Annotated in this window: 18 protein-coding genes and 1 pseudogene; all 19 read left to right on the top strand. The window is 37.7% G+C overall.

Going from position 1 to position 18,736, the window contains the following annotated elements; genetic code table 11:
* Nucleotides 1–83: 83 nt before the first annotated feature.
* The 19 genes and pseudogenes from asnA (at nt 84) to STRIC_RS02710 (ending at nt 18,657) form a co-directional block, all read left to right on the top strand.
* Complete coding sequence (asnA, locus tag STRIC_RS02810; RefSeq protein WP_008087816.1) at nt 84–1,076, top strand: aspartate--ammonia ligase; 993 nt, start codon at nt 84–86, stop codon at nt 1,074–1,076.
* Nucleotides 1,077–1,226: 150 nt separating this feature from the next.
* Nucleotides 1,227–1,766, top strand: a complete 540-nt coding sequence (rsmD, locus tag STRIC_RS02805) for a 16S rRNA (guanine(966)-N(2))-methyltransferase RsmD (RefSeq protein ID WP_040831917.1) — start codon at nt 1,227–1,229, stop codon at nt 1,764–1,766.
* Nucleotides 1,756–2,250, top strand: a complete 495-nt coding sequence (coaD, locus tag STRIC_RS02800) for a pantetheine-phosphate adenylyltransferase (protein WP_008087888.1) — start codon at nt 1,756–1,758, stop codon at nt 2,248–2,250. The genes rsmD and coaD overlap by 11 nt, the downstream gene beginning before the upstream one ends.
* The gene (locus STRIC_RS02795; RefSeq protein ID WP_008088008.1) at nt 2,237–3,274 is read left to right on the top strand and encodes a SepM family pheromone-processing serine protease; all 1,038 of its coding nucleotides are present in this window, start codon (nt 2,237–2,239) and stop codon (nt 3,272–3,274) included. The genes coaD and STRIC_RS02795 overlap by 14 nt, the downstream gene beginning before the upstream one ends.
* 133 nt (nt 3,275–3,407) lie before the next feature.
* The gene (locus STRIC_RS02790; protein WP_008087821.1) at nt 3,408–5,348 is read left to right on the top strand and encodes a BglG family transcription antiterminator; all 1,941 of its coding nucleotides are present in this window, start codon (nt 3,408–3,410) and stop codon (nt 5,346–5,348) included.
* Between the two features lie 12 nt (nt 5,349–5,360).
* Entirely contained in the window at nt 5,361–5,690 is a 330-nt protein-coding gene (locus STRIC_RS02785; protein ID WP_008087861.1) for a PTS sugar transporter subunit IIA, read from the top strand.
* A 152-nt stretch (nt 5,691–5,842) separates the two neighbouring features.
* On the top strand, nt 5,843–6,121 hold the full coding sequence (locus tag STRIC_RS02780; RefSeq protein WP_008087869.1) for a PTS sugar transporter subunit IIB: 279 nt from the start codon (nt 5,843–5,845) through the stop codon (nt 6,119–6,121).
* Between the two features lie 12 nt (nt 6,122–6,133).
* Complete coding sequence (gene rhaD / locus STRIC_RS12570) at nt 6,134–7,726, top strand: rhamnulose-1-phosphate aldolase (protein WP_008088000.1); 1,593 nt, start codon at nt 6,134–6,136, stop codon at nt 7,724–7,726.
* Nucleotides 7,727–7,921: 195 nt separating this feature from the next.
* Nucleotides 7,922–8,905, top strand: coding sequence for a LacI family DNA-binding transcriptional regulator (locus tag STRIC_RS02765; RefSeq protein WP_008087840.1), 984 nt, complete (start codon nt 7,922–7,924; stop codon nt 8,903–8,905).
* Nucleotides 8,898–9,809, top strand: a complete 912-nt coding sequence (rbsK, locus tag STRIC_RS02760) for a ribokinase (protein WP_008087928.1) — start codon at nt 8,898–8,900, stop codon at nt 9,807–9,809. The genes STRIC_RS02765 and rbsK overlap by 8 nt, the downstream gene beginning before the upstream one ends.
* Entirely contained in the window at nt 9,784–10,182 is a 399-nt protein-coding gene (gene rbsD, locus STRIC_RS02755; RefSeq protein ID WP_008087918.1) for a D-ribose pyranase, read from the top strand. Before rbsK ends, rbsD begins: the two co-directional genes overlap by 26 nt.
* A gap of 15 nt (nt 10,183–10,197) precedes the next feature.
* Nucleotides 10,198–11,676, top strand: a complete 1,479-nt coding sequence (locus tag STRIC_RS02750) for a sugar ABC transporter ATP-binding protein (protein WP_008088015.1) — start codon at nt 10,198–10,200, stop codon at nt 11,674–11,676.
* Nucleotide 11,677: 1 nt separating this feature from the next.
* Nucleotides 11,678–12,622 carry an ABC transporter permease subunit gene (locus tag STRIC_RS02745; protein WP_008087819.1) on the top strand — a complete coding sequence of 315 codons (945 nt, stop codon included), beginning with the start codon at nt 11,678–11,680 and terminating at the stop codon, nt 12,620–12,622.
* Between the two features lie 53 nt (nt 12,623–12,675).
* Complete coding sequence (locus STRIC_RS02740) at nt 12,676–13,641, top strand: substrate-binding domain-containing protein (RefSeq protein ID WP_008088017.1); 966 nt, start codon at nt 12,676–12,678, stop codon at nt 13,639–13,641.
* Nucleotides 13,642–13,980: 339 nt separating this feature from the next.
* Nucleotides 13,981–15,086, top strand: a protein-coding gene (locus STRIC_RS02730; RefSeq protein WP_156033570.1) for an IS3 family transposase whose coding sequence is annotated in 2 segments (ribosomal slippage) — nt 13,981–14,257 and nt 14,257–15,086 — 1,107 coding nt in all. Because the reading frame shifts where the segments join, the coding sequence is not laid out codon by codon here.
* Between the two features lie 19 nt (nt 15,087–15,105).
* The gene (locus STRIC_RS02725) at nt 15,106–16,413 is read left to right on the top strand and encodes a bifunctional metallophosphatase/5'-nucleotidase (protein ID WP_008087863.1); all 1,308 of its coding nucleotides are present in this window, start codon (nt 15,106–15,108) and stop codon (nt 16,411–16,413) included.
* Nucleotides 16,414–16,425: 12 nt separating this feature from the next.
* Nucleotides 16,426–17,064: a YutD family protein gene (locus tag STRIC_RS02720; RefSeq protein ID WP_008087825.1), complete on the top strand. Its 639-nt coding sequence runs from the start codon at nt 16,426–16,428 to the stop codon at nt 17,062–17,064.
* Nucleotides 17,061–18,148 (top strand): annotated as a pseudogene (gene rlmN, locus STRIC_RS02715) (23S rRNA (adenine(2503)-C(2))-methyltransferase RlmN). The gene STRIC_RS02720 and the pseudogene rlmN overlap by 4 nt, the downstream one beginning before the upstream one ends.
* A complete protein-coding gene (locus tag STRIC_RS02710) occupies nt 18,145–18,657 on the top strand; it encodes a VanZ family protein (protein ID WP_008087898.1) in 513 nt (170 codons plus the stop codon). The pseudogene rlmN and the gene STRIC_RS02710 overlap by 4 nt, the downstream one beginning before the upstream one ends.
* The last annotated feature ends 79 nt before the right edge of the window (nt 18,658–18,736 follow it).

The following is an 18,736-nucleotide window of genomic DNA, read 5'->3' as shown; positions in this document are numbered from 1 at the left end:
TAAGCATAATATTTTTTATTTTTGGACTATTTAAAGATAGAGAATAAAGTGATTAGATCACACTAAATTTTTAAGGAGGGGCTATGAAGAAAAGTTTTATTCATCAACAAGAGGAGATTTCCTTTGTTAAGAATACTTTCACTCAGTATTTAATTGCTAAGTTAGATGTTGTTGAAGTGCAAGGACCCATTTTAAGTCGGGTCGGGGACGGTATGCAGGATAATTTGTCCGGTATTGAAAACCCTGTTTCGGTTAATGTTCTCAAAATTCCTAATGCAACATTTGAAGTTGTCCATTCCCTAGCTAAATGGAAACGCCATACATTAGCACGTTTTGGGTTTAATGAAGGTGAAGGTCTTGTGGTGAATATGAAAGCCCTCCGTCCTGATGAGGATTCTTTGGACCAAACCCACTCAGTCTATGTGGATCAATGGGATTGGGAAAAAGTTATTCCAGATGGCAAGCGTAATCTAGCTTATCTGAAAGAAACGGTTGAAACCATTTATAAGGTTATCCGTTTGACCGAATTAGCGGTTGAAGCCCGTTATGACATTGAAGCTATTTTACCTAAAAAAATTACCTTTATTCACACTGAAGAATTAGTGGCTAAGTATCCAGACTTAACTCCTAAAGAACGTGAAAATGCCATTACTAAAGAATTTGGAGCCGTCTTTTTAATTGGTATCGGTGGGGTTTTACCTGACGGTAAACCACATGATGGCCGCGCTCCTGACTACGATGACTGGACAAGCGAGTCTGAAAATGGTTACCATGGCTTAAATGGTGATATCTTGGTCTGGAATGATCAGTTAGGATCAGCCTTTGAATTGTCTTCTATGGGTATTCGAGTTGATGAGGAAGCCTTGAAACGTCAGGTTGACATCACAGGCGACCAAGACCGCTTATCTTTTGATTGGCATAAATCACTCTTAAACGGCCTCTTCCCTCTAACGATTGGTGGCGGAATTGGTCAATCTCGTATGGCCATGTTCTTATTGCGTAAAAAACATATTGGTGAAGTACAAACTTCTGTTTGGCCACAAGATGTAAGAGATACCTTCGATAATATTTTATAAGCTAAAAAAGTTCTTAGAAGAGTCCTTCAATTGACTCATCTGGGACTTTTTTGGTTTTGATTGGTTTATTCCTTAGGAAAAAAGGGACTAAATTTGAAAAAAGTTATTCTTTTTAAGGTATGGTTAGGGATTTTTGCTATAATAACTATTATGAGAATTGTATCAGGTGAATTTGGTGGTCGTCCCTTAAAGACCTTAGAAGGTAAAACGACGCGTCCCACTTCCGATAAGGTGCGTGGCGCAATTTTTAATATGATTGGCCCTTACTTTGATGGAGGTAGGGTCTTAGATTTGTTTGCGGGCTCTGGTGGACTAGCCATTGAAGCTATCTCTCGAGGTATGTCTGAAGCAGTATTGGTGGAGCGTGACCGTAAGGCACAAGCTATCATTCAAGACAACATCGCCATGACCAAATCTTCTCAGCAATTTCGGTTGATAAAAATGGAGGCTGAACAAGCCATCAAAAGTCTTGACAGGCCTTTTGACCTCATTTTTTTAGACCCGCCATATGCTAAAGAAAGAATTGTTGAGACCATCGAAGCCTTGTCTGCTAAGAAGCTTTTGAGTGAAGAGGTTATGATTGTCTGTGAAACCGATAAAGCGGTACAATTACCCGAAGAAGTAGCAGACGTAGGCATTTGGAAAGAAAAACAATATGGAATTAGTAAGGTAACCGTCTATGTCAAGTAAAATTGGACTTTATACAGGATCCTTTGATCCCGTAACAAATGGCCACATGGATATTATTAAGCGTGCCAGTCACTTGTTTGATCAGCTCTATGTGGGTATTTTTTACAATCCTAATAAAAAAGGCTCTTTTTCTATAAGAAGCCGTGTCCAGATATTGGAAGAGGCCTTACAAGAAATGGATAATGTTATAGTCGTTACAGCTGAAAACCAATTAGCTGTTGAACTGGCAAAAGACTTATCCATAACTCATTTTGTTAGGGGCTTACGCAATGCCACTGATTTTGATTATGAAGCGAATTTGGATTATTTCAATCACCAATTAGCACCAACTATTGATACCATTTACCTGATTTCAGATCATCAATTACAACCCATCAGTTCAAGTCGTATTAGGGAGCTCATTCATTTTGGCGCTTCTATTCACGACTTTGTCCCCCAATCTGTACTTAACCAAGTGGAGAAAGAAAAAAATGAAAACAGTTAAAAAACTAAAATGGTGGCTAGTTACTTTAGTCGCTTTAATGGGAGTCTTGGTTTCTTTAGTCTTTCCATTACCCTATTATATTGAGATGCCAGGTGGTGCCTACGATATTCGGACAGTTTTAAAAGTCAACGACAAAAAAGATAAGGAAAAAGGTTCCTATAACTTTGTTGCTATTACGTTAAGCCGAGCCACTTTAGCCCAACTCCTTTATGCCTGGTTAACACCTTTTACGGAGATTAGTTCTGCAGAAAATGCTACTGGAGGCTATAGCGATGCTGATTACTTGCGAATTAACCAATTTTTTATGGAAAGTTCTCAAAATGAAGCGATCTATCAAGCCCTAACTTTGGCTGGCAAAAAAGTAGATGTGGATTATAAGGGTGTTTACGTGCTTGATATTAGTAAAGACTCAACTTTTAAAGGAAGATTACACTTAGCTGATACGGTAACAGGTGTCAATAACAAAGAATTTGAAAGCTCAGCCGAACTTGTTAAATACGTTTCAAGTCTGAAACGTGGTGAAAAAGTTAGTGTTCAATTTACCTCTGATGGAAAATCCAGGTCTGAAAAAGGCAAGATTATCAAGCTCAAAAATGGTAAAAACGGTATCGGCATTAGCTTGGTAGACCATACACAAGTTAAATCGGAAGATAAAGTGACATTTGATGCCCAAGGTGTAGGTGGACCAAGTGCTGGTTTAATGTTTACCCTTGATATTTATGATCAAATTAATCATGAAGATTTACGTAAAGGTAGAGTCATTGCTGGAACAGGTACGATCATGAATGACGGGCGAGTTGGAGATATTGGAGGTGCGGGCTTAAAAGTCGTTGCGGCACATGAAGCTGGAGCAGAGATTTTCTTTGTGCCTAATAACCCTGTCGATAAAGCCCTTAAAAAAATAGACCCAACAGCTATTAGCAATTATGAAGAAGCCAAAAAAGCAGCTAAGCAATTGAAAACCAAGATGAAAATTGTTCCAGTTAAAACCGTTCATGAGGCCATTGCTTACCTAAAAAAATAAGACAGTGAGTGACTAATTGATAAAAAAGATAAAACCAAAGACTTCCAGATTATTCTGGAAGTTTTTTGACTTTTATCTTTTTCTAAATAGACTATACTAGTTAATGTAAGGGGTTACAATATGAGGAGATATCATGAATAGTAGGCAAAAGAGTTTATTAAGAGATTTATTGAATCAGAACGATTATAAAAGATCAAAGGACTATGCAGAGCTTTTTTCGGTATCTACCAAAACGGTCTATAAGGATATTGACCATTTAAATCAATTTTTAGAGCCCTTTGAGATTGCTATTGATCGAAAGCCTCACCTTGGGATTATTTTAATAATTTCTGATAATGACCGACAAAAACTAATCCAGCAATTACAGGGAACTGATGAGCAAAGTGAATCAGATTTTAAGATGTCAGTAGCTTATCGTGAATTGGAAGTTATTAGAGAGTTAGGTTTTGGTTCAGGCAGTATAGATCCGCTTGCATTTGCTTTAGATCATTTTGTGAGTGAAGCTTCAATCAAGCGAGATTTGGAAAAATTAGCAGATACTGCTAAGGATTTTCAAATTGTTTTAGAGAGATCTGCGGGAAAGATTTCCTTGAAAGGGAAGGAGTCCAGTATCCGAACCTTTTTAAGACAGGTTATTAGTGACCGTATCTTGAAAGATCATGAAGAAATGTCATTAGCTATATTGGAACGTTTTTTCTTAACCAAAGACTTAACAAAAATCCTCTCAAGTTTAACCCATTACACTGAGCACTATCATTTTGAAATTAGTGATGTCTACAAATACTATTTTATTTTTGACGCTACAATAGCTTTTCTAAGATTTAAGCAAGGCAAGTTACTTAATCACATTGAGGATTTGACCTCTGAAAGTCTTCAAAGATATGAAGTTTCCTTTTTAGCTGATCTTTATCAACTTTCTCCTGAAAGCTTACCTCAAACAGAGATTTTAGCTACTTTATCAGCTATGTTGGCAGTTGGATACATAAAAAATGATTCTCACTTTGAACCAGAATTAGTGAAGCAAGTGCAAGATTTAATTGCAAAAGTCAGTCAACTAACTAGTATAGGGTTAAGTGATGACAAGCATCTGCTTAAAATGTTATTGGTGCATATCCAGCCGATGCTCTTTCGACTTAAGCATCAGGTTCTGATTTCTAATCAAATGACAGAGGTGATAAAAACACAATACAGTGTCTTATATCATTTAGTCTGGCTTGCCACAAAAGAACTCTCTGCTCATTATCAAGTTAATTTAAATGCTACAGAAATTTCTTTTCTAACCATTCACTTTGAAGTTGCTATTCAAAGAAAATTAAAACCTTTGACCATTTATGTGATTTGCCCGCACCATTTAGCTACTTCTGAATTAATTATGTCTCAGCTACGTAAAGTTTTACCGTTGAATGAATGTATTCAAGCAGTTAGTAAAGAAGATTTAAATCAGATAGATTTAACTGATCACGATTTAATCATTAGTTCGGTTGATATTTCAGAGATGGGACGCCCCTTTATTTTTGTTGATAGTATTATTACACCAGCTCAGTTGCAAGAAATTCAACGATACTATTCCAATTTTTTACAAGGAAATACCCAATTATTAGCGCAGCTAGCCGATCATAAAACCTATATAGAATCGATTATTAATCATTTAATCGATGAGAGTATTTTTCTGAAGAAATCGTTTAAGTCAAAAAGAGAGTGTTTAGAGTATATTATCTCTTTATCGGCTTTTGAGAATCAAGAAAATCCTGCTTATCATAACTCAATTTTTAAGCGTGAACGCTTAGGTTCTACCAGAGTTTATACTGGTATTGCTTTACCTCATGCTAATCCAGAAGCAGTCACTAAATCTCAGCTGATTATGATGACCTTGGACAAGCCAATCAAATGGGGGATGCACTATGTTAAAGTGATTATGCTGATTGCTATTGCAGGAAACGAAGTTGACTGGTATCGAGAGGCCTTGATAAGTATTTATTCTAAAATTGATAGTACGGCTTACATAGAGGATTTATGGGAAGCCAATGATAGTAAGAGGTTTAAGGAAGCCTTATTTAAAGAAGTTTATTATTAAAAAGGAGGATATATGAGCCCAATTATTCCAAGGTTAGTGGGTACAGATTTGATAAATCTTAATGTCTGTGCGCAGAGCCAATCAGAGTTATTAGCTAGTCTTTCAGACTATTTACTGAAAAAAGACTATGTCTTAGAAAGTTTTGAGGAGGCCATAATTTTAAGAGAAAAAGAATATCCAACTGGCTTACAACTAGAAAATATAGCCGTTGCTATTCCTCACACTTACGCTCAACATGTCAAAAAACCATTTATTTTTATTAATCGACTTGCAAAACCAGTTTCCTTTATCCAAATGGGAACTGACGATGAGAAATTAGATGTTAAGTATGTTATGGTTTAGGGTATTTCACAGCCAGAAGAACAAACCAGTTTATTATCTGAATTGATGGAGCTTTTTTCTAGACCATCCTTTATTCAAGCTTTAGAAAATGCTGAAGATCCGATGGCTGTTTATCAATTATTTTCGCAACCAAAAAATCTGGAGGATTTAACATGAAAAAAATTATTGTAGCCTGTGGTTCAGGCGTAGCAACTTCTCAAACTGTAGCTTCTAAAGTTAGTCGTTTGCTAAAAGAAGAAGGTCATCCTTGTGAAATTGAAGCAGTTGATATGAAATCCTTGGATCATCATATCAAGGGAGCCGATGCCTATATCTCTATTGTAAAGCCCAAAAAAGATTATGGTATTCCAGTTTTTAATGGGGTTGCTTTTTTAACAGGTATGGGACAAAAACAAGAGTTAGATAAGATTGTTAATTTTATCAAGAGTTAAAAGGAGTGGGTTATGGATATCTTAAAGACGGTTATTCAATACATATTAGATTTAGGAGCAGCTGTTTTTGTGGCTTTCTTGATGTTGGTTGTTGGATTACTGATGAAAATGAAATTCAGAGATGCCTTTTCAGCAGCTTTAACCTTAGGGATTGCCTTTACAGGAATGGGGATTTTGGTTAATTTCATTATGACCAGTATGGGTGCAGCCGCTAATGATTTGACAACACATACCGGTATTTCTTTACCAGCTGTTGATATTGGTTGGCCAGGGGCAGCCAATATTAGTTGGGCTTGGCCTTATGCCTTCCTCATGTTTCCTTTGCAATTGGGAATCAATTTCTTATTGTTAGTGACCAATCAGACCAAAACCTTAAATGTGGATTTGTGGAATGTCTGGAATAAAATTTTCACAGCCGTAATTGTGACTTATTTTACCAATAATGTTTTCTTTGGTTTCCTTGCAGCAGCTATTATTATCGTTTTAGAACTGAAACTTGGCGATGTTTTTGCACCGGAAGTAGAGCGACTAACTGGTATTCCAGGTGTTACAGTACCTCACTTTATCTGTTTGATTGCTGTTTTACTTCATCCGATTGATGAATTGTTAAAGAAAATACCTTTATTAAATAAACAGTTTGATGCCGATACCCTAAAAGATAAAATTGGGATTTTTGGTGAAAATGCTGTAATGGGTGCGATCATTGGTTTCATACTTGGTTTATCTTCTGGGAATGGTATTAAATATGCCTTTACTCTAGCAGTACAAGCAGCCACTGCCTTAACCTTATTTCCAATGGTTTTTAAATTATTCTCCCAAGCTCTTTCTCCGATTTCTGAGGTTGTTTCTGAGTTTATGCGTGAACGATTCGAAGATAGAGAAGTTTACATTGGCTTAGATTGGCCAATTTTAGCAGGGACTGACTTTAATAGTTATCCAAAATCTCCGGAAATAGAAGTCATGCCAATTCCTGAAAATATGCAACATCAATACTTGCTGATTTCAGCTTCTTGGAGTCATTTTAGGCAGTTGAAAAACCAGCCAGCTGTTGACTCTGGAATTATTCGTTTAACTCAGACGGGCTACCAGATTATAGCAGGATTTAATTCTGGTAAAAAGCCAACAAGTGAAATTTTCATGCATATTTTAGCGCACTCAGCTAGACTAGCTGTCAATAAAGACCATAGAGTAGTTGTTCATAATCATGCTACTAACTTAGTTCTTTATTCTTTACTTAATGAGGTAACTAGTAAAAGTTTAACCTTAGATTTGTGGTCGGTTTTGACAGAATCTATCGTGGTATTTCCAGATGGTATTGCAGTATTGCCTTGGGAAGTTCCTGGAACTAGACAAATAGGTCTAGATACAGCCAGAGAACTTAAAGACCATCGTCTAGTTGTTTGGGCAAAGCATGGTGTTCTTTCAACAGGTGTAGATTATCAAGATTGTTTTGGATTGATTGAAACAGCTAACAAGGCAGCTAAGATAGCTCTTGATTTAAAAATGATTAGTCAAAAAAACTTGAAGGAATGTAATATTCTAACGATTGACAATTTAAAAGAAGTCTGTCAAGCGCTCAAAGTAGACGGAAAATATTTAGATTAGTGGTAGTAACAAAACGTCTTATCGTATCGAACTAAAGCCCTTGCTTAATTAGCGTGGAAAAAGGTTCACTAACGATAGGACTTTTTTTATTTCAAAAGTTGATTTCTTATAGCTTGACAAGGTTTTGGAAAACGGTTACAACAAGAAATGTGAGAACGGTTCCATAAAAAGAAATAGAAATAAGGAGGTAAGACTGTGGCCACTATCAAACAAGTAGCTGAAGAAGCAGGAGTGTCCAAGTCGACAGTCTCTAGGTATATTTCTCAAAATGGTTATGTTTCGGATCAAGCTAGAGAAAGAATTAAGGCTGCTATTGCTAAGTTACACTACAGTCCAAATGTCTTAGCTCAGTCTTTAAAAACCAAAAAAAACCAATTAGTTGGCCTCTTGTTACCGGATATCTCCAATCCTTTTTTTCCTCGTTTAGCTAGAGGAGCAGAGGAGTATCTTAAGGGAAAAGGCTACCGTGTTATGCTAGGAAATATCTCAGACAGTGAAGCACTGGAAGAAGAATATTTGCATGTCTTATTGCAAAGCAATGCGGCTGGTATCATAACTACCCATGATTTCACGCAACGACACCCAGAATTAGAGTTACCAGTAGTTGTTGTCGACCGGGTAGATCAGCGTACAAAATACGGTGTCTTTTCAGATAATAAAGCTGGTGGACGCCTAGCGGCCGAGACTGTTTGGCAAGCAGGCACTCAAGAAGTCTTATTAATTAAAGGGCCTCTTGATAATGCTGAAAATATCAGTCAACGTTTTGAAGCTAGCCTATCCTTTTTAGAGCAGAAAGCTGTCACTATTTACATTTGTGATAGTCAAAGTTTTGATTTTGAAACTATCCAGCAAGAGGCTTGTCGTCATCTTAAAACCTATCCGACTATTGATAGTATCATTGCTCCTTCTGATATACATGCCATTGCCTACATTCATGAGTTACATTCAAAAGGCAAAAAAATTCCAGAAGAAGTTCAAGTCATGGGCTATGATGATATCTTGATGAGTCAATTTATCTACCCGTCCTTGTCAACGATCCATCAGTCCTCTTATTTGATGGGACATTATGCAGCTGAATTAGTCTATAAGATTGCCAATCAATTGCCGGTAGAGGCTAATCGGATTAAATTACCTGTTCACTATGTTGAACGTGAAACTATAAGGAGAAAACATGAGTAAAATTGTTATCGTTGGAAGTATTTCCATGGATTTAGTGATGGAGACCAATCGTATCGCCAATGAAGGTGAGACTGTTTTTGGAGAAAAATTCTCTATGGTACCAGGTGGTAAAGGGGCTAACCAAGCGGTAGCTGTTGGGCGTTTGTCTTCTAGCACTGACCAGATTAGTGTCTTAGGAGCTGTGGGAGAAGATTCATTTGGTCCTCTATTACTAGCTAATCTTAAAGACAACAATCTTTTGGTGGACCATATGGGAACGGTACCTCAATCATCTGGCATCGCTCAAATTACCATTTACCAGCAAGATAATCGTATTATCTATTGCCCAGGAGCAAATGGGCAAGTGGACACAGATACTTGGGACAGTGAATGGCAATTGTTAGCGGAAGCAGATTTGGTTATTTTACAAAATGAAATACCTCATCAAGCTAATATGGCTATTGCCCAGTTCTGTTTTGATAAGGGCATTAAAGTCCTTTACAACCCTGCACCAGCAAGGCAAACAGACAGTCAAATGCTTGATTTAGTCACTTATTTTACGCCAAACCAACATGAAGTCAAAGAATTGTTCCCAGATCAGTCATTGAAAGATTCTTTAAGACAATATCCAAACAAGTTGATTGTTACTTTGGGAACCAAAGGTTCGACCTATTATGATGGTCAAGAGATTCAAGTCATTCCTGCTATTAAAGCAGAGGCTGTTGATACAACGGGAGCTGGTGATACTTTTAATGGCGCTTTTGGATTTGCTATCGCCAAAGGCATGACAATGACAGAAGCCATCTCTTTTGCCACCTTAGCGTCGCACTTATCCGTACAACAATTTGGTGCCCAAGGAGGGATGCCAAGCTTAGCAGAAATGAAGGAGCATGCAGCATATGAAAAAACATGGACTTTTAAATAGTGATTTAGCGAAATTAGCAGCCGACTTAGGACATACCGATAGGGTCTGTATTGGTGATTTAGGTCTCCCTGTTCCAGATGGCGTTACTAAGATTGATTTGGCTTTAAAACCAGGACAGCCTAATTTTCAAGAGGTAGTAGATGTTTATTTGGAGCACATCTTAGTGGAAAAGGTTATCCTAGCAGAAGAAATCAAAAGTCATAATCCCAAACAATTGGAAGCTTTTCTGGCTAAATTAGATGATCAGGTAGAAGTAGATTATGTAAGCCATGAGGCATTAAAGAAATACAATCAAGAAGTAAAAGCCGTCATTAGAACAGGTGAAAACACACCCTATTCCAATGTGATTTTACAATCTGGCGTGACACTATAGAAAGGCAGAATCAAGATGAAAATTGAAATGAAGGCTATTTCAAAATCCTTTGGTCAAAATAGGGTTCTTGAAAAAATTGATTTGCTGCTAAAATCTGGTGAGATTCATGCTCTCATGGGGGAAAATGGAGCAGGCAAATCAACCCTCATGAATATTTTGACGGGTCTTTTTCCGGCAAGTTCTGGAACGATTATAATTGATGGCCAAGAAAGAACCTTCGCTAACCCTCAAGAGGCAGAAGCTTTCGGGATTTCTTTTATTCACCAAGAAATGAACACCTGGTCTGACATGACGGTTTTGGAAAATCTCTTTTTGGGACGGGAAATCAAAAATGCCTTTGGCTTTCTGGATAAGAAGGCTATGCGTAACAAGGCGCTATCAGCTTTTAAACGTTTAGGTGTTACCATTCCTTTAGATAAAGAAATAGGTTTATTGTCTGTCGGTCAGCAGCAAATGATTGAAATTGCCAAGAGTCTCCTCTCAGAAGTTACCCTTCTGATCATGAATGAACCAACTGCCGCTCTAACGGATCGTGAAACAGAGAATTTATTTAAAGTCATTCGTGGACTAAAAGAAGAAGGTGTGGGTATTGTCTATATTTCACACCGAATGGAAGAAATCTTTAAGATAACGGATTTGGTAACCGTTATGAGAGACGGTATTGTGGTTGACACTAAGCCAACTGCCGAGACTAATCCAGATGAACTGGTTAAAAAAATGGTGGGTCGAGATATAGAGGATTACTATCCTGAAAAAGAAGCGATGATTAGAGAAGTAGCTCTAGAAGTTGAAGACTTATCTGGACAAGGATTTGATCATATTTCTTTTCAAGTAAGAAAAGGTGAAATTCTAGGTTTTTCAGGTTTAATGGGTGCTGGACGAACAGAGGTCATGCGAGCCATCTTTGGATTAGATAAGAAAACAAGTGGTCGAATCAAGATTAATGGTCAAGAAGTGAGTATTAATAGCCCTTCCCAGGCAATCCAACATGGGATCGGTTTTTTGACAGAAGATCGTAAAGACGAGGGTCTCATTTTGGACTTTAGTATTAAAGATACTATGACCCTACCAAGCACCAAAGAATTCAGTAAAAAAGGATTTTTTGATGATAAAACCAGCACTAGCTTTGTGCAACAATTAATTGATCGGCTTCATATTAAGTCAGGTAGACCTGATTTGCCTGTGGGTAATCTTTCAGGAGGAAACCAACAAAAAGTGGTCTTGGCTAAATGGATTGGCATAGCTCCAAAATTGTTGATTTTAGATGAGCCAACTCGTGGTGTCGATGTCGGAGCCAAACGTGAAATTTATCAATTGATGAACGAATTGGCAGACAGAGGGGTGCCAATCATTATGGTATCGTCAGATTTACCAGAAGTATTGGGTGTTAGTGATCGTATTATTGTCATGCATGAAGGAAAGATTGCTGGTCAACTGAGTCGAGTCCAAGCAGACCAAGAAAAAGTCATGCAATTAGCCACAGGAGGAAACTAACGTGAAACAAGTTATGAAATATGTGTCAGAGCTAACCACTCTGCTAGCATTGGTGGGGTTAATGATTGTCATTACTTTGATTAATCCTAATTTTTTAACCACTAATAATCTCTTAAATCTATTGTTACAAGTAACAGCTAATGGATTTATCGCTTTTGGGATGACCTTTGTTATCCTAACAGGAGGAATTGATTTATCGGTAGGCTCTATTTTAGCCCTATCTAGTGCCTTATCAGCTGGATTAATAGCGGGTGGTCTTCCGGTTCCCTTAGCCATTTTATTAGCCATTATCATGGGTGGTATTTTTGGAATGATTAATGGGCTCTTCATTTCCTATGGAAAACTGGCTCCTTTTATTGTAACCCTGGCGACGATGACTATTTTCCGCGGGGCCACACTGGTTTATACTAACGGAAATCCAGTTACCAAGGGCTTATCGGATTCTTTCTTATTCCAATTTTTAGGACAAGGTTACATCCTAGGTATTCCTTTTCCAGTTATTTTAATGTTTGTGATTTTCTTGGTTCTTTATGTCCTATTGCATAAGACTGCTTTTGGTAAATCAGTTTATGCTATTGGAGGCAACGAAAAAGCCGCTTTCATCTCAGGGATTAAACTCAATAAAGTAAAAATCATTATCTACACCATTTCAGGAATGATGGCAGCTATCTCTGGCTTGATTATTACATCTCGTCTAAGCTCAGCCCAGCCAACAGCAGGAAGTAGCTATGAAATGGATGCCATTGCAGCAGTCGTTCTAGGAGGAACATCTTTATCTGGTGGTAAAGGTCGTATTCTTGGAACCTTAATTGGGGCCCTCATCATTGGTGTCTTAAACAATGGTTTGAATATTATTGGTGTCTCAGCTTTTTGGCAACAAGTGGTAAAAGGGATTGTGATTTTAATTGCTGTTCTTTTGGACCGTTTTAAAGTAGCTAAGAGCTAAGAAGAGCCCAACTTACTTTGGTTTCATAAAAATAAATAAAAAGGAGTTTCACAATGAAATTTGGAAAATCAATAGGTCTTATGGCCTTGCTAATGGCAATGCTTCTTGTCTTAGGAGCATGTGGAAAAACAGGTTTAGGCAATGCCTCTAACAGTTCAAAAGAAGTGACTAAAAAGGCAGCTAAAGACTTAAAACTTGGGGTATCTATCTCAACGACTAACAACCCTTACTTTGTGGCTATGAAGGATGGTTTGGACAAATACGCTTCTGCTAAAAAAGTTAGCTTAAAAGTAGCAGATGCTCAAGATGATGCGGCACGACAAGCCGATGATGTGCAAAACTTTATTAGCCAAAATGTCGATGCTATTTTAATCAACCCAGTTGATTCAGACGCTATTGTTCCTGCGATTAAAGCAGCTAATACAGCAAATATTCCTGTTATTTTGATTGACCGTGGTAGCAACGGTGGTGATGTCCTAACAACTGTCGCTTCTGATAATGTGGAAGCTGGAAAAATGGCAGCTGAGTTTGTCGTTAAAGAGTTAGGCGAAAAAGCTAAAGCATTTGAATTATCAGGTGTTCCAGGAGCTTCAGCAACGGTTGACCACGGAAATGGTTTCAACAAAATTGCTAAAGAAAAATTGGACGTTTTATCAAGTCAATCAGCCAATTTCGACCGTGCCAAAGCACTCAATACGGCTCAAAACATGATTCAAGGTAATAAAGAAGTTCAAGTCATTTTTGCTCAAAATGATGAAATGGCTTTAGGCGCTGCTCAAGCGGTTAAATCAGCTGGCTTACAAAATGTCCTTATCATCGGAATTGATGGTCAACCAGATGCTCATCAAGCTATTGAAAAAGGTGATATCACAGCAACAATCGCTCAACAATCTGCCAAAATGGGTGAAATTGCCATTAAAGCAGCTATTGAACACTACCAAGGAAAGAAAGTGGATAAAGAAACAGTTTCACCAATCTTCCTTGTCACAAAAGAAAATGTTGATCAATACAACTGGTAAGACTTTAGGGTAATCAGTTAAGGTGAACATACTTAGTTATCTCTGAGGTAGATGATTAGTGTGTTCCCTTTTTTTGTTTCTTTGAGGAGGCTGAGTCAGCTATTTTGCTTCTAGTTTTACTTAAAAATCAGTTATTCTCTCATTAGTCCTAACTTCTCGTAACGTGTTATAATAAAAGAACATGTGAAGCGTCATCTTAAAAGGAGTAGCCTATGATAGAAAGACTTCGGATTATTCACCTTAATGATTTTCATTCTCACTTTCAAGCCTATGAATAGGTTACACTAAACTAGACAGAATTTATAAAGTGTTCTACACTAAAGAAAATAGGAGAATATTATGTCTAGAAAAATACGTCGCCACTTCACCGATGACTTTAAGCAACAAATCGTTGACCTTCACAATGCAGGGATGAAACGAAGTGAGCTTATCAAAGAATATGAGTTAACCCCATCAACCTTCGATAAGTGGGTACGTCAGGCTAAAACAACTGGTTCCTTTAAAACTATTGATAATCTTACAGATGAGCAGCGTGAACTGATTGAACTCCGAAAGCGTAATAAAGAACTCGAAATGCAGTTAGATATCCTAAAGCAAGCGGCGGTGATTATGGCACGAAAAGAGAAGTAATCACTGCTAATAAAGACAAATATAGCATTTCAGCCATGTGTCGTTGGTTGAACATTCCTCGTTCTAGCTATTACTACAAGGCTGTTAAACCAGTCTCTGAAGCGGAACTTGAAGAAAATATCAAAGCTATTTTTCTCGAAAGTAAGGCCAGATACGGGGCTAGGAAAATCAAGAAATGTTTGGAAAATGAAGGCATCCAGCTGTCTCGTCGTCGGATTCGTCGCATCATGCACAAACTCAACTTAGTATCCGTTTATCAGAAAGCAGCCTTCAAGCCACATTCAAAAGGGAAGAATGTGGCAGCTATTCCTAATCACTTAGCCAGACAATTTCATCAAGAAAAGCCTCTAAATGCTTTAGTAACAGACTTAACCTACGTTCGTGTCGGTAATAGCTGGGCTTATGTTTGCTTGATTATTGATCTCTTCAATCGTGAAATCATCGGTTTGTCAGTTGGTTGGCATAAGACCGCCGAATTGGTTAAACAAGCGATTCAGAGCATCCCTTACGCTCTGACCAAGGTCAAGATCTTCCATTCTGATCGTGGGAAGGAGTTTGATAATCAGCTGATTGATGACATGTTGGAAGCTTTTGGAATCAATCGTTCTCTAAGCCAAGCAGGCTGTCCCTATGACAATGCGGTAGCTGAGAGCACCTATCGCGCTTTCAAAATTGAATTTATTCATCAAGAAACCTTTCAGTCACTGGAAGAATTAATCCTTAAAACGAAAGATTATGTGCACTGGTGGAATTACCATCGCATTCATGGCAGTCTCAACTACCAGACACCCATGACATGGAGATTAATTGCTTAAAGAAAAAAGCACTTTATAAATGTTGTACAGAAAAGTGTTGCCTTTTCACTATCCAAAGTTAAAACGATTTATACAAGCTAAAAAAAGCGATGGTATTGAGACGATTGTACTTGATATGGGAGATAATTGTGATCGTAGTCATCCCTTGACGGAAGCTAGTCAAGGAAAGGCCAATATCACATGGATGAACGATTTAGGAATCCAGTATGCGACAATTGGTAATAACGAAGGGGGAGGCTTTAGTAAAAAGAGTTTGAATGCTCTTTACCAAGAAGCAGATTTTTCAGTCATCATTGGCAACCTTCAGGATAAGGGAGCTTGTCCACAATGGGCAAAACCTTACACCATCTACCAAACGTCTCTAGGGCATCGTATTGCAATTTTAGCCTATACTTTTCCTTATTATCTTACCTATGAGCCTAATGGTTGGGACATTTTAGACCCTTTAGAAAGATTAAAAAAGGATTTAGAAAGGCCTGAAGTCAAAAAAGCTGACTTTCGCCTTATCATGAGTCACCTAGGTAGAGCACTTGATGAACAAATTAGTCAGCTAACCAATGAGATAGATCTTATCATTGGAGGACATACCCATCATGTTTTTGAAGAGGGAGCTTGTATACAAGGAACCTATCTAGCAGCGGCGGGGAAATACGGTCAGCATATTGGAGAAATTAACCTAACATTGGATGAGGGACAAGTCCTTGAAATGGCTATTAGAGCTCATGAGACAAGTCATTTGCCAAGTCTCCCAGAAGATAAAGAGTGGTCTGACAGCCTTTATCAAGAAGGAATGGAACAATTAGCTAAAGAAAAAATCAAGTGTTTTTCAAAAGACCTGACATCTAAAGAATCAGCAGACCTAGTCATGACTGCAATGACAGCTTACGCCCAAGCAGATCTTGCCTTGATAAATTCAGGCTTGTTGGTAGAACCTTTTTCCAACCCCTTAACCAAAGCTAGCCTTCTTGAGAGTTTACCACACCACATGAGATTGATTCGCTTAGAGCTTACGTTAAAAGAGTTAGACACTATATGCCAAGATATCTTTAGTCAAGAGCCTCTTTTGCAAAGACAGGAGATTCGAGGAATGGGTTTTCGAGGAAAGCATTTTGGACATATTCTAACCAAGGGATTTGCTTACAAAAATGGGAAAATAGTGTATAATAAAAAAGTTATGGGTAAGTCAGAAAAACTATCCTTGGTTTTGGTTGATCAGTATTATTTTGCGTCTTACTTCAAATCAATCAAGGCTAAAGAACCAGAAATCTTGTTTCCTCACTTACTCAGAGAATTAGTACAAGATTATGTAATAACTAATGATATTTAAGAAAGGAGTCACATGAAAAAAGACATTTCACCGGAAATGTATAATTACAATAAATTTCCAGGACCGGATTTCGTTCATTTCGATCACTATGTCAAATCAGACGGTATCACATTTGAACTGATAGCCAATGAAAAAGATGCTTTTAACACAACTAGTTTTGGTCAACGATTTACCGAAATTTTACTCAAATATGATTATATTGTGGGTGATTGGGGAAATGAACAACTACGGCTTAAAGGATTTTACAAAGATCATAATGATGTTAAAAAAACGAGTCGTATTTCTCGTTTAGAAGATTACATCAAAGAGTTTTGTAATTTTGGCTGTGCTTATTTTGTCCTTGAAAATGAGAATCCACAACTCATTACCTTTGAAGAAGAGCGTTTGCCTAGACGTAAAAAATCCACAAAAAACACTCGTCGTAAACCTCAGAACGCTAAGCAAAGACCCGCTAAAGAACAAGGGACATCAAAGCCAAAACCAATAAAGGCTTCTAAAGAAAAAACAAATGATAAAGTCATTTTTACTAGTAAAAAGCGTAAAGATACTAGTAAAGTAAAGGCTAGATCCAAATCATCTCAGACGGCAAAGAGTCAATCTCAGACCAAGTCAGATCATTTTATTATCAGAAAGAAGGATAACAATTCATGAAACCATCCATTTACAGCTTAACGCGTGATGAGTTAATTGCTTGGGCAATCGACAATGGTCAAAAAAATTCAGAGCGACTCAAATTTGGGACTGGCTATACAAAAAACGTGTCCAATCTTTTGAGGAGATGACTAATATTTCAAAAGATTTCATTGCTTTATTAAATGAGCATTTTTGCCTCAATCCCTTAAAACAGCGCGTGGTTCAAGAGTCAGCAGATGGAACTGTTAAATACTTGTTTGAATTACCTGATAGGATGTTGATTGAGACGGTTTTGATGCGTCAACATTATGGTCACTCTGTTTGTGTGACCACGCAAGTAGGCTGTAATATTGGTTGTACGTTCTGCGCTAGTGGGTTGATTAAAAAACAACGTGATTTGACCAGTGGCGAGATTACAGCTCAAATTATGTTAGTGCAAAAATATTTTGATGACCGTGGTCAGGATGAGCGTGTTAGCCACGTGGTAGTCATGGGTATTGGTGAGCCTTTTGACAACTACAAAAATGTCATGAGTTTCTTAAGAACGATCAATGATGACAATGGTTTAGCCATTGGTGCACGCCATATCACAGTATCTACTTCAGGTTTGGCTCACAAAATCAGAGATTTTGCTAATGAGGGTGTTCAAGTTAACCTGGCCGTTTCACTTCATGCACCGAATAATGACTTGCGTTCAAGTATCATGCGGATTAACCGTTCTTTCCCGCTTGAAAAATTATTTGCAGCTATTGAGTACTATATTGAAACCACTAACCGTCGTGTGACCTTTGAATACATCATGTTAAATCAAGTCAATGATGGCGTTGAGCAGGCCCAAGAATTAGCAGATTTAACCAAAAACATTCGCAAGCTTTCTTATGTCAACCTTATTCCATATAATCCTGTATCTGAACATGACCAGTACAGTAGAAGCCCTAAAAAACGCGTTTCAGCCTTTGATGACGTTTTAAAGAAAAATGGGGTTAATTGTGTGGTGCGTCAAGAACACGGAACTGATATTGATGCCGCTTGTGGTCAATTACGTTCAAATACCATGAAAAAGGATCGCGAAAAAGCAACCCGTCAAAAAGATAACAAATGAGTCATTTATTTTTTGATGAAACAAAAGAAGTCAAGGCTCCTTGGCGTAGACTGCTTCAGATAGGTCTCATCTTATACCTTATTGTGATTATCTATCTTTGCTTTCAGCCTCAACCGCACCTATTCAAAGGTATTCAAACACCTAATGTTTTTGCGGTTGGACGCTTAAAATTCTTATTAGTCCCTTTTAATACTTTGTGGTCACTTGGTGATGTCAGCGGTGGTTTGGCCAAGTCATGGGTAGTGGCACAAAATGTGATGAATATCTTCTTGCTCTATCCAGCCTTATTTATCATTCATTTTTTAAGCTCTCGATGGCGAAGTGCTCGAAAAAGTTTATTACTTGGATTTTTAATGAGTCTGACGATTGAATTGACGCAACTTCTTTTAGATCAACTCATCGATGCCAATCGTGTCTTTGAGTTAGATGATCTTTTGACCAATACCTTAGGAGCACTTTTAGCTTTCTATACTTATGACTTTGTAATAAAAAGGGTCAAGCATGATTGATAAGCTCTCTCCTTAGGAGAGACTTTTTATTAGACTAGAAAGATTAGAAAGATTGACATATTAATGTGAAAGGAGACCT

It is taken from the genome of Streptococcus ictaluri 707-05, from assembly GCF_000188015.2.
In the GTDB taxonomy this organism is placed as follows: domain Bacteria; phylum Bacillota; class Bacilli; order Lactobacillales; family Streptococcaceae; genus Streptococcus; species Streptococcus ictaluri.
Note: the sequence above shows the minus strand (reverse complement) of the source record. Positions and strands in the feature narration are given on the sequence as shown.